The sequence below is a fragment of the Halobacterium zhouii genome (assembly GCF_021249405.1).
Classification (GTDB): domain Archaea; phylum Halobacteriota; class Halobacteria; order Halobacteriales; family Halobacteriaceae; genus Halobacterium; species Halobacterium zhouii.
Genome location: NZ_CP089593.1, coordinates 2,350,927 through 2,362,127 on the forward strand (window position 1 = coordinate 2,350,927; position 11,201 = coordinate 2,362,127).

Annotated in this window: 12 protein-coding genes; 6 read left to right on the top strand and 6 right to left on the bottom strand. The window is 68.7% G+C overall.

Translation table 11 applies throughout. The features are described from left to right. The first annotated feature begins 219 nt into the window (after nucleotides 1-219). Genes LT970_RS12345 through LT970_RS12355 form a run of 3 tightly spaced genes read left to right on the top strand, consistent with a single transcriptional unit; the run spans nucleotide 220 to nucleotide 2,225 of the window. Nucleotides 220-822, top strand: a complete 603-nt coding sequence (locus LT970_RS12345; protein WP_232686778.1) for an IMP cyclohydrolase — start codon at nucleotides 220-222, stop codon at nucleotides 820-822. 43 nt (nucleotides 823-865) lie between these two features. After that, entirely contained in the window at nucleotides 866-1,540 is a 675-nt protein-coding gene (locus LT970_RS12350) for a DedA family protein (RefSeq protein WP_232686779.1), read from the top strand. Nucleotides 1,541-1,565: 25 nt separating this feature from the next. Beyond that, nucleotides 1,566-2,225 (top strand): metallophosphoesterase family protein, encoded by a 660-nt coding sequence (locus tag LT970_RS12355; protein ID WP_232688707.1) that lies wholly within the window; start codon nucleotides 1,566-1,568, stop codon nucleotides 2,223-2,225. A 310-nt stretch (nucleotides 2,226-2,535) separates the two neighbouring features. Here the strand turns inward: LT970_RS12355 and LT970_RS12360 are convergent, their stop codons facing one another. Together LT970_RS12360 and LT970_RS12365 are read right to left on the bottom strand one after the other, a co-directional pair. After that, nucleotides 2,536-3,912 carry a tryptophanase gene (locus LT970_RS12360; protein WP_432419601.1) on the bottom strand — a complete coding sequence of 459 codons (1,377 nt, stop codon included), beginning with the start codon at nucleotides 3,910-3,912 and terminating at the stop codon, nucleotides 2,536-2,538. Between the two features lie 127 nt (nucleotides 3,913-4,039). Continuing rightward, the gene (locus LT970_RS12365) at nucleotides 4,040-5,224 is read right to left on the bottom strand and encodes an aspartate kinase (protein ID WP_232686781.1); all 1,185 of its coding nucleotides are present in this window, start codon (nucleotides 5,222-5,224) and stop codon (nucleotides 4,040-4,042) included. Nucleotides 5,225-5,386: 162 nt separating this feature from the next. On the opposite strand from LT970_RS12365, the gene LT970_RS12370 reads away from it, so the two are divergent. Then, nucleotides 5,387-5,776, top strand: a complete 390-nt coding sequence (locus LT970_RS12370) for a GNAT family N-acetyltransferase (protein WP_232686782.1) — start codon at nucleotides 5,387-5,389, stop codon at nucleotides 5,774-5,776. A 10-nt stretch (nucleotides 5,777-5,786) separates the two neighbouring features. Here LT970_RS12370 and LT970_RS12375 read toward each other — a convergent pair whose 3' ends face one another. From LT970_RS12375 to LT970_RS12390, 4 genes are all read right to left on the bottom strand, one after another. Beyond that, nucleotides 5,787-6,629 carry an ABC transporter permease gene (locus tag LT970_RS12375; RefSeq protein WP_232686783.1) on the bottom strand — a complete coding sequence of 281 codons (843 nt, stop codon included), beginning with the start codon at nucleotides 6,627-6,629 and terminating at the stop codon, nucleotides 5,787-5,789. Beyond that, on the bottom strand, nucleotides 6,626-7,540 hold the full coding sequence (locus LT970_RS12380) for an ABC transporter ATP-binding protein (RefSeq protein WP_232686784.1): 915 nt from the start codon (nucleotides 7,538-7,540) through the stop codon (nucleotides 6,626-6,628). The genes LT970_RS12375 and LT970_RS12380 overlap by 4 nt, the downstream gene beginning before the upstream one ends. Nucleotides 7,541-7,643: 103 nt before the next feature. After that, nucleotides 7,644-8,426, bottom strand: coding sequence for an ABC transporter permease subunit (locus LT970_RS12385; protein WP_232686785.1), 783 nt, complete (start codon nucleotides 8,424-8,426; stop codon nucleotides 7,644-7,646). A 108-nt stretch (nucleotides 8,427-8,534) separates the two neighbouring features. Further along, nucleotides 8,535-8,786 carry a DUF7967 family protein gene (locus tag LT970_RS12390; RefSeq protein ID WP_232686786.1) on the bottom strand — a complete coding sequence of 84 codons (252 nt, stop codon included), beginning with the start codon at nucleotides 8,784-8,786 and terminating at the stop codon, nucleotides 8,535-8,537. 116 nt (nucleotides 8,787-8,902) lie between these two features. Between LT970_RS12390 and LT970_RS12395 the strand changes: the two genes are divergently transcribed. Both LT970_RS12395 and LT970_RS12400 read left to right on the top strand, forming a co-directional pair. After that, nucleotides 8,903-10,651, top strand: coding sequence for an excinuclease ABC subunit C (locus tag LT970_RS12395; RefSeq protein WP_232686787.1), 1,749 nt, complete (start codon nucleotides 8,903-8,905; stop codon nucleotides 10,649-10,651). 66 nt (nucleotides 10,652-10,717) lie between these two features. After that, nucleotides 10,718-11,197 carry an acyl-CoA thioesterase gene (locus LT970_RS12400; protein WP_232686788.1) on the top strand — a complete coding sequence of 160 codons (480 nt, stop codon included), beginning with the start codon at nucleotides 10,718-10,720 and terminating at the stop codon, nucleotides 11,195-11,197. Nucleotides 11,198-11,201 lie beyond the last annotated feature (4 nt).

An 11,201-nucleotide genomic window follows, 5' to 3' on the forward strand; every position in this document is an offset into this window, starting at 1 on the left:
GTCGGAGAATAGTTCCGGGAAGATTCGAACTTCCGTCGTTGCCCCCAGAAGGCAACAGGATTGGCCACTACCCCACGGAACTGCCTGCACCCAAATGGAGTGCAGGCGGGCTTATGAGTGTTGCGAACCGCGGTGAACGGGGTTCACGGCACTCTAGCGGTGGCCCCCGAACGTGCACACACCGACGCCTATTTGCCGTCGTGGAATGCATGTTTTCGCATGTACGTCGGACGGTTCGTCGTCGTCGGTCCGGACGTCGCCGCCTACCGGGTGTCCTCGCGGTCGTTCCCGAATCGCCGCGTGGTGGAGCGCGAGGACGCGCTGACGGTCGCGCCGACGCCGGACGCGCCAGAGACCGAGAACCCCTACGTGTCGTACAACTGCTACCGCGAGGCGGCGGGCCACGCCGTCGTCGGAAACGGCTCGCACGTCGACCCGATCGCCGAGAAACTCGAACTGGGGTATCCGGCGCGGGACGCGCTCGCCGAGAGCCTGCTCGCGCTCGACTACGAGAAGGACGACTACGACACGCCCCGCATCGCGGGCGTGCTCGGGCCTAACGACAGTTCGTTCGTCGGCACCGTCCGGAAGGACGCGCTGCTCGTCGAGGCCGTCGACGAGCCGACGCTCGTCGCGACCTACGAGAAAGACAGCCCCGAACCCATCGGGTTCGATGCGACGGACGGCGGGGACGGCGCAGTGACCGCGAGCGCGGCCGCGCGGGAGGCGTACAGCGCGGCGTTCGAGCACGTGGTCTGTGCGGTCGGTGTGGTGCGCGAGGACGGTGGCTACGAGACGGCCATCGTGAACGACGGAGAGTGAACACAAGACGGTTCGCCGAGCAGTCCGTAGACCACCCAGACGCGTGCTCGGTGGATTAACCCAGGCAGCAGTCGAGTTTCTTACGCGATACGGCTACCTCGCGCTGTTCGTCTTCGCGTTCCTGGAGACGTCGATGGTGTTCCCGTTGCTCCCCAGTGAACTCGTCCTCCCGGTTGCCGCGGGGTTACTGGTTCACGGCCCGGTCACGCTCGTCGCGTTCGCGCTCGTCGCCGCGGGCGGCGCGACGGCCGGGAGCCTCTTCGCGTACGTTGTCTTCGGGACGGCCGGCGTGCGGGCGGCCGACCGGTACGGGGCGTACGTTCGCGTCTCCCAGACCGACATCGAGCGGAGCCGGCGGTGGTTCCAGCGGTGGGGCGAGACCGCCGTGCTCTGGGGCCGCCTGCTCCCCGTCCTCCGGTCGGTGATCTCGATTCCGGCCGGGTTCGCGCGGATGAACCGCGCGACGTTCGCGGCGTACTCCGCGGTCGGCAGTCTGTTGTTCGCGCTCGGCGTCGGGGCGGTCGTCTACTACGGGAGACAGCGGTCGGTGTACTCGTTCGTCTGGGTCGCGCTGCCCGACTGGCTGACGGCCCCGCTCGCGGCGTCGCCCGTGCTCGCCGTGTTGCTCGGCGGCCTGGTGCTCGTCGCGCTCGGTGTCGGCTGGCGGTACGCTCGGCGTCGCCGGGAGGACGGTACCGGTGACGGACCCGAGGACTAAGGGCGAGCGCGACCCAGAAGCAGCCATGAAGGTCGGCGTCATCTCGGACATCCACTCGAATCTGGTCGCGCTGGAGGCCGTGCTCGAGGATATGCCGGACGTGGACCGTCTGGTCTGCGCGGGCGACGTCGTCGGCTACAACCCGTGGCCCGCGGAGTGCGTGGACGCGGTCCGGGAACGGGACGTGCCGACGGTGATGGGGAACCACGACCGGATGGTGGCGACCGGCCGGAACTTCCGCGGGAACTCGATGGCGGAAGCGGGCGTGAAACACGCCGTCGAGGAGCTGAACGACGTACAGCGGACGTGGGTGGAGAACCTCCCTCGGGAGCGAACGCTGGCGGACGGCCGCGTGAAACTCGTCCACGACCACCCCGAGGTCCAGGACAAGTACACGTACCCCGAGGAGTTCGGCCCGCACCTGCTCGGTGACGAGGACGTCCTGATTCTGGGGCACACGCACGTCCAGCACCACGAGACGTACGACGACGGCGTCGTGATGAACCCGGGAAGCGTCGGCCAGCCGCGGGACCGCGACCCCCGGGCGGCGTACGCCGTCCTCGACCTGGACGCGCTCGAAGTCGAAGAGCACCGGGTCGAGTACGACGTCGAGCGGGTTCAGGAGGGGGTTCGGAAGGCAGGGCTGCCGTCGGGGACGGCCGACCGGCTTGCGGAAGGGCGATAACAGGCTCGTTTTCCAGTGTGCTAGTCACCCGACCACACAGCCGGTAGCCTGGAGGATTGAAAGGGCGAGGGGCGCGTGACGGCGAAGCCGTCCTCAGAACGCTTCGCGTTCTGATGGGCTGCACAAATCGCCATGGCGATTTGTGAACGTCACGTTATGTGGAGGTCGGCGCAGCCGACCTCCCACTCGCGGCCGGAGGCCTTGCGCGCCTCCGCGACCCCTATCCGCAATTTGCGGATATGTCGCGGAGCGGGCGCGAGAGCGCCGAGGGCTTTCAGGTAGCGTCGAAATCAGAAGAGACAGCGCTCACTCAGTCTAGTGGTCGGAGTTCAGCCGAGAAGTGCCGGAGTTCCGGCATCGAGGAGTTGGAGACGATTTCCAGACCCGGAATCTCGTCGGCGCGCTCGCAGACAGCTTCGGCGGTGTCCGCGACGTGTTCGACGTGGTCGGGGCCGTAGGTGCGCCGCGGAAGCGCGAGACGGACGAGGTCCGCGCGCTCCGTTTCGGGGAACGCGAAGCGACCCAACTCGACGCCGCGGACGCCGCCTTCGCGGTAGAGTTCGCAGACGAACGCCTGTCCGGGGAACTCCTCGCGGGGGATGTGGGGGAGGGCTTCGTTAGCGTCGATGTAGACGGCGTGGCCGCCCGCTGGCTGGTAAACGGGAACGTCGCGGTCGGCGAGTTGCTCGCAGAGCGATTCGACCTGAGCGACGCGTTCGGCGACGTATGGCGGTTCGACGGCTTCCCGGAGTCCTTCGGCGAACGCCGCGAGGTCGCGACCCGCCATACCGCCGTACGTGGAAAAGCCCTCGAAGAGGATGCCGCGCTGGCGGCACGCTTCGAAGAGCTCGTCCTGGCCGTCGGCGACGCCGACGAACCCGCCGATGTTGACGAGACCGTCTTTCTTTCCGCTCATCACGCACGCGTCGGCGTACGAGAGTTGCTCGCGGGCGATGTCCGCGACCGAGGCGTCCGCGAATTCAGTCTCGCGCTGCTGGACGAAGTGGGCGTTCTCCGCGAACCGGCAGGCGTCGACGACGAGCGTCGCGTCGATGCTGTCGGCGAAGTCGGCGACCTCGCGGGTGTTCTCGACGCTCACCGGCTGGCCCGCCATCGTGTTGTTCGTGATAGTGAGCACGACCACGGGGACGTTGTCGGCGCCGACGTCGTCGACGACCGCGCGGGCCGTCTCGACCGAGAAGTTGCCTTTGAACGGGTCGTCGGCGTGCATGTCGGTCGCGCCATCGACCGGACAGTCCACGGGGTCGCCGCCGTTCGCGGCGACGTGGGCGCGCGTCGTGTCGAAGTGCGCGTTGTTGAGGACGGTGTCGCCTTCCTCGACGAGCGCGCCGTAGATGACGTTCTCGGCGCCGCGACCCTGGTGGGCGGGGACGATGCGGTCGAAGCCCATGACGTCTTCGACCGCGGTTTCGAGTTCGCGGAAGCCGTCGCTGCCGGCGTAGGCTTCGTCGCCGCGGAACAGCGCGGCCCACTGCTGGTTGCTCATCGTGCCGGTGCCCGAGTCCGTGAGGAGGTCGACGAAGACGTCCTCGCTGTCGAGGTTGAAGACGTTGTAGCCCGCCGCTTCGAGAGCGGCCTCGCGCTCGTCGCGCGGGAGGAGCGTGACGGGGTCGACCATCGTCGCCTTGTAGGAGCGCACAGGAAACGGAGGGGGTTGGATGGACATAGTTCCCCGCGTCAGAACGTCGTTCTCCAGTGTACAGACCTGTACTGGTGATGCCGAGTGCGTCCGACGTGTACTTCGAGTGGAACGTTTCGCGCGGAGTAGAACGGGGCTGGAGCGCCGGGTGGGATTACGAGTCGAAGTGGCGCTGGACGATGTCGAGGGTCTCCTCGCGGTCCGCCCAGTCCACGAACACCGCGACCGAGGTGGCACTGGAGACGACGTCGATGACGTTGATGGCGGCGTCCGCGAGCGGGTCGACGATTCGGCGGAGCACGCCCGGGCGGTTCGGGAACTCGCCGCCGAGCACGCGCACCACGGCGATGTTGTCGGTGACCGTCACCGAGGAGAGTTCGTCGTCGCCGACGACCTCGCGGTGGAGGACGTTCTCCGCGCGCTCCGCGATGGATTCGTCCACGTAGAACGTCATCGAGTCCATCCCCGAGGCCACCGCGTCGACGTTGATGTCGCTCTCGGCGAGCGCCGTCGACAGCGTCGACATGATGCCGGACTGGTTCCGTATCGCGCGCCCAGCGACGGTGAGACAGGCCAGCGGGTCCTCGCGCATGTCGATCATGTTCTCGAAGGTGCCCTCGACGTGGGTGCCGCCCGAGAGCAGGTCGCCGTGCTGGTAGTGGATGACGCGGACCGCGAGGTCGTCGTCCTTGAACGAGAGCGCCGAGGGCGCGAGCACCTCCGCGCCGCGGAAGGAGAGATTCCGGAGTTCGTCGACCGTGATCTCGCCGACGTTCCGCGCGCCCTCGACGACGTGCGGGTCGCCGGTCATAACCCCCTCCACGTCCGTGACAATGACCACTTCGTCGGCGTCCGCGTACCGCCCGAGCATCACCGCCGTGGTGTCCGAGCCGCCGCGCCCGAGCGTCGTCACGCCACCCTCGGGGCCCTCGGCGAGAAACCCCGTGATGACGGGGACGGTGGCGTCGAGTTCCTCGGCGAGTTCTTCGGTCCGTCGGCGCGTCGCCTCGGCGTCCACGTCGCCGTGGCCGTCGGTCACGACCGGCCAGTCGGGGTGGCCGGGTTCGACGTACTCGGCGTTCACGCCGCGCGCGGCGAGCGCGGCCTTCAGCATCCGCACCGCGGTACGCTCGCCCATCGAGACGATCTCCGCGCGGTCGGCCTCCTCGGCGTCGAACGTGATCTCCTCTAGCAGTTCGTCGGTGGCATCCCCCATCGCGCTCGCGACGACCGCTATCTCGTGGCCGGCGGCGACGGCGTCGGCGACGGAGTCCGCGGCGCGCTCGACGCGCTCGCCGCTGCCGAGACTGGTGCCGCCGAACTTCGCGATTACGCGCATCGCCGCTCACCGACCGCGCGAGACGCACTCATTGTCGGGCGTAGGCACTGCCCGGTAGATAACTGCTTGCATCACCGAAACAGTCGCCGGCGACGGGACGACCCGCGTTCGAGACGGCTATCCACCGTCCGGATTAAGGTAGTCGGGTACGAACGAGTAGCTATGCGCGTCCGAGATGCGGTGGACGAGGACGCCGACGTGCTCGTGACCCTCACCGACGACGACGTGGACGCCGACCGTCTCATCAGGGACCGAACGGTGCAGGTCGCCGAGATGGACTCGGAAGTCGTCGGCTTTCTCGCGTTCGACACGTGGCGGGACACCGTTCACGTCACTCGCCTCGGCGGCGATCCCGACGCCGTCGAAGAACTGCTGGGTGCGCCGTGTTCGTTCGCGGAGCGCGAATCGCTACCCGTCGAGGTGGTGTTACTGGACACCGACGAACCGCTCCACGACGTCGTCGTCCGGGCCGGCTTCGACGAGGTCGGACCGGGGCCGATGTTCGACGGCGAGCGAACGCGACGCTACCGGCACGTTCCGACAGCGGAGTGAAAGAGAGGGCCTACAGGTCGGCGCGGTCGAACACGCGGTAGCCCACCAGCGGCACGACGAGGAACCACAGCAGCATCGTCGCGAGCGCCGCCCATTCGGAGAGGTAGATGGGGACGTTCTGCGGGAACAACTGCGCGATGGTGGCCGCGTTTCCTGGGAGGAACTGGAAGACGGCGCTAGAGAACGCCGCCGTCGGCGGCACGCGGTTGAGCAGGAGGTACCACTCTGGCGGCACGCCGGTCGGGAAGAACGACCCGGTCGTGAGGTAGTAGATGGCCATGACGAGGAGCCCCCACGCGAGTTCGAAGACGACGTAGAACCCGAGCGCGAGTATCGTCGCGCGCCCCGAGTCCTTCGTGGCGGCGGACAGGCCGACGCCGACGGCCGTGTACAACACCGTGAGCAGGAGCGTCAGTGCGGAGAACACGGCGAACGCGCTCGCGTTGAACGAGTCGTACAGCGCGACCGTGACGACGGCCGCGGCGACCAGGCCGACGAGGACGGAGACGCCGACCACGGCGGACCGACCGACGACCTTCCCGACGACGGCGTCCCTGCGCGTGTGCGGGAGCGAGAGCAGGAACTTCGCGCTGCCGGAGTCGACCTCCCCTGCGATGGACTTGTGGGCCATCACGAGCCCCGTGATGGGGATGAGAATCGTGACCGGGCTGATGATGAAGAAGATGAGCCCCAGGCTCTGCACCTCGGCCTCCGCGCCGGCGGAGTTCTGTATCAGCGTGTACGCGTACGCCGCGCCCGCCATGAACAACACGAACAGCGCCGTCAGCCCCCACAGCGCCTTCGATCGGCTGGCGTCACGGAAGTCCTTCTTCGCGACGACGCTCCAGGTCATGCGGTCATCTCCTCCTCGGTGTACGCAGCGAAGATGTCGTCGAGGGAGGCCTCTCGCGTGGAGAAGTCCTCGACCTGGGCGCCCGCGCCCTCGACGGCGTCGAGGATGTCGGTCTTCGCACCGCCGTCCGCGGTGACGACGAGCGTGTCGCCGTCCGCGGTGACGTCGGTGACGCCAGGCACGTCGCGCACCGCGTCGACCACCGCGGGCGTGACTTCGGTGACGGTGACCGAGAGGCCGCCGCCACCGCCCGCGGCCTCCCGCAGGCCGCTGATGGTGTCCTGGGCGACGAGTTCGCCGTCGTCGAGGATGCCGACGCGGTCACACACCGCCTCGACCTGCTCGAGGATGTGACTCGAGAAGAACACCGTGGCGCCGCGTTCGGCCTCCTCGGTGATGATCTCGCGCATCTCGCGAGCGCCGTTCGGGTCGAGGCCGGTCGAGGGCTCGTCGAGGATGATGAGTTCGGGGTCGCCGACGAGCGCGATGGCGAGCGCGAGGCGCTGGGCCATCCCCTTCGAGAAGCCGCCGGCCTTCCGGTCCGCGGCCTCGGGGATGCCGACGCGCGCGAGGAGTTCGTCGGGGTCGTCGTCGGCGTTCTTCGACTCGATGGCGAACTCGAGATGCTGGCGCGCCGTGAGGCGGTCGTACACCGAGAAGCCGTCCGGGAGCACACCGGTTCGCCGGCGAATCTCGAGGGACTCGTCCTGTGCGTCCATGTCGAGCACCGACGCGCGCCCGGAGGTCGGGCGTACGAAGTCGAGCAGGATGTCGATGGTCGTGGATTTCCCGGCGCCGTTCGGCCCGAGGAAGCCGTATATCTCCCCCTCTTCGACGGTCAGGTCGAGGCCGTGGAGGGCGGTGACGTCACCGAACCGCTTGGTGACGCCCGATAGTTCGATAGCTGACATTGTGCGGGGGAAGACAGCGTGGAGTCAAAGCCGTTGTGGTGGTTCTCACGCTCAGCGAGACGGGCTGACGGACACGGCCGGCGTCAGTCGTTCTCGCGCCGGTTCAGAGGTCCCGGCCGTCGAATCGCCGGGCGGCGAGCGCGAACCCGCCGACGGTCCACGCGAGCAACACGACCGCGCCGCCCCACTCCGGGATGAGGCCGGTCGGGCCGGAGGTGTTCACGCCGACCGCGGAGAGCGCGTTCTGGTAGGCGTAGATGGGGCTGAGTTGGATGACGGTGTCGGCGACACCGGGTTCGAGGGAGACGCCGAACTGCGCGGCGAGCACGACCGTGCCGAGCGCGACGGCGGCGGGCCACGCGAGCGCGAGCATGAAGAAGCCGTAGGCGGCGACGGCGGCCAGCGTCGTGGACGACGAGCGCGCGGTGAACGCGAGCGTCGCGCCGACGAACGCCGCGCCGAGGAGCGCGCCGAACGCGACGGTGGCGGCGACGGCGAACAGCGAAACCGGGCCGCCGCGGAGCAGGTGGACGGCGGCGCCGGCGACCACGGACGCGCCGACGGCCGCGAGCACCGCCCCGAGGCGGGCCGCTCCCGCACCGGCGAGAAACTCCGTGCGGGTGTGGGGGAGCGAGAGCGTGAGGCGACTACGGCCGCTTGCGACGGCGTTCGGGACGGCTTCGTGTGTGAGCGTCCCCGCGGTGAGCGGCACCGCGAACATGAACAGGAGCGAGAGCACGTCAGTGAGCGGGGACGCGATGGGACTGTTCGTCGACCCGTAGCTGATGCCGGCGGCGAGCAGCGCGAAGAAGCCGACGAAGATGGTGACCGTGTTGTCCGCGACGAGCATCCGGAGGTCGCGGCGCGCGACGACCGACCACGTCACCGCGCCGTCACCCGCTGGAGGGCTGCGTGCATGTCCGTGGGGTCTCAGCGGGTAGACAAGTGTCTTTCTCCCCGCGTAGCCGGTGGCTGTCCGTGCGGCCGGAGCGTCCTATACCACGTCTTCGGGGGCGTGCTGTTCGCGCATCCGCGTCACTTCGTCGCGGTAGGGCTCCTGTTCCTCCGCGTCCGCGGGTTCGAGTTCGTCGGGTTCCGCCTCGACGGCGGCGGTCGGGTCGCCGGCGTTCAGGGAGCGCTGCCGGTGGAGGACGCGCTCGCCGTCCTCGGTGGCGTACGTGAGGTCGAGCATCCCCTTGTCGGTGTACTCGCGGTAGACCAGCCAGACGCGTTCGGTGTCGGCCATACGTGGGGGTTCGGATGCCGCCTCCTTCAACTGTTGGGGCCAGCGGACGACAGGATGGTGGCCGAACCCGGGCGTGACCACGCAGTTCAAACGCTCCAAGCACGTACGGCGGGGCGATGGACGCGGACGACGTTCGCGCACACGCGAGCGACCTGCCCCGGGAGCCCGGCGTCTACCAGTTCCAGCGAGAGGACGGAACTGTGCTCTACGTCGGGAAGGCCGTCGACGTGCGCGACCGAGTCCGGTCGTACGCAGACCCCAGGAGTGCGCGCATCTCGCGGATGGTCGAGCGCGCCGACGACCTGGATTTCGCGGTGACGGACACGGAAACCCAGGCGCTGTTGCTGGAGGCGAACCTCGTGAAGCGCCACCAGCCCCGGTACAACGTCCGGTTGAAGGACGACAAGTCCTACCCGCTGGTGCAGTTCACGGACCACGCCGTCCCCCGCATCGAGGTGACCAGAGACCCCGACGAGGGCGCGGTGGCGTTCGGGCCGTACACGGACGTCGGGCGCGTGAACGAGGTAGTGAAGGCGGTTCGGGAAGTGTACGGCTTGCGCGGGTGCTCACAGCACAAGTACCGGAACCGCGAGCGCCCGTGTCTCGACTACGAGATGGGGCTGTGTTCGGCGCCCTGCACCGGCGAAATCAGCGAGGAGGAGTACGAGACGGACGTCGAGGCCGCCAAGCGATTCTTCGAAGGGGAGACGGGTGCGCTCGCCGACCCACTGGAGCGCGAGATGGAGCAAGCCGCCCAGGAGCAGGCCTTCGAGCGGGCGGCGAACGCCCGGGACCGCCTGGAGGCGGTGGAAGCGTTCCACGGGGGCGAGGGCGCTGCCGTCTCCGGGCGTGACGAGGCGACGACGGACGTGCTCGGCGTGGCCATCGAGGGCGACCGGGCGACCGTCGCGCGCCTCCACGCCGAACACGGGCAACTCGTGGAGCGCGACCAGCACGTCATGGACGCGCCCGACACCGAGAGCAAGGTGGCGGAGGTGCTCGCGGCGTTCGTGGTGCAGTTCTACGCCGAACGGGACCTGCCGGACCGCCTGCTGCTCCCGGAGGCCCACGGCGACGACGACGTGGCGGCGTGGCTGGACGCGGCGGGCGTGGAGGTGCGCGTCCCGGGGACGGGCCGCGACGCGACGCTCGTCGACCTCGCACTGAAGAACGCCCACCGGCGCTCGGGCGACCGGGACGAAGTCGGCGCGCTCGCGGACGCCCTGGGCATCGACCGTCCGGCGCGCATCGAGGGGTTCGACGTGAGCCACGCGCAGGGGAAGTCGGTCGTCGGGAGCGACGTCTGTTTCGTCGACGGGAGCGCGGAGAAGTCCGACTACCGGCGGAAGAAACTGGGCGAGGAGAACGACGACTACGCGAACATGAGACGTCTGGTTCGGTGGCGAGCGGAGCGGTCCGTCGGAGCGGCAGACGGCGACGCTCACGACGACCGCCCGGACCCCGACCTGCTGCTCATCGACGGCGGCGAGGGGCAGTTGAACGCGGCGCTCGACGCGCTCGACGAGGTCGGGTGGGACGTGCCCGCGGTCGCGCTCGCAAAGGACGAGGAGATCGTCGTGACGGCCGAGCGCACGTTCGACTGGGACGACGACGCGCCGCAGTTACACGTCCTCCAGCGCGTGCGGGACGAGGCCCACCGGTTCGCGGTGGCGTACCACCAGACGCTCCGGGACGAGGTGTCGACGGTGCTGGACGACGTCGACGGCGTCGGCCCCGAGTTGCGAAAGCGCCTGTTCCGGCGGTTCGGCAGCGTGGAGGGCGTGCGGTCGGCGTCCGCCGACGACCTGCGGAGCGTCGAAGGCGTCGGCGCGAAGACCGCTGAGACGCTGTCGAGCCGGCTGTAGCATGAAAATTTGTTTTAGATAAGGCAACTGGGCTTGTTTTATAGGTGTGGGCGGCGAGTACCATGCATGGACCGCCCGGACGAGGCCAGTCTCGCCGACTCGTACACGGAGATGCACGAGATCCTGATGCCCAACGACACGAACAACCTGGGTCGCGCACTCGGGGGGAGCGTGCTGCACTGGATGGACATCTGTGGCGCCATCGTCGGCCGGCGGTTCACGCGCCGGCAGGTCGTCACGGCGTCGATGGACCACGTCGACTTCCGGGCGCCCATCGACCTCGGGGAAATCGTCGCCGTCGAAGGGTACGTCTTCGACACCGGGGAGACCAGCGTCGAGATCAAGGTCGACGTCGCCGCGGAGCGACCGAGCGCGGGCGAGCGGCGCGAAACCGCGTCCTCCTTTTTCACGTTCGTCGCGCTCGACGAAACCGAATCACCCGCTATCGTCCCCGACCTCGTCTGTGAAACCGACCACGAACGAGAGCTTCGTGATGCCGCCATCGACGAGCGCCGGACGCGGCGCGAACGGGCGCCCACGCCCTGACAGA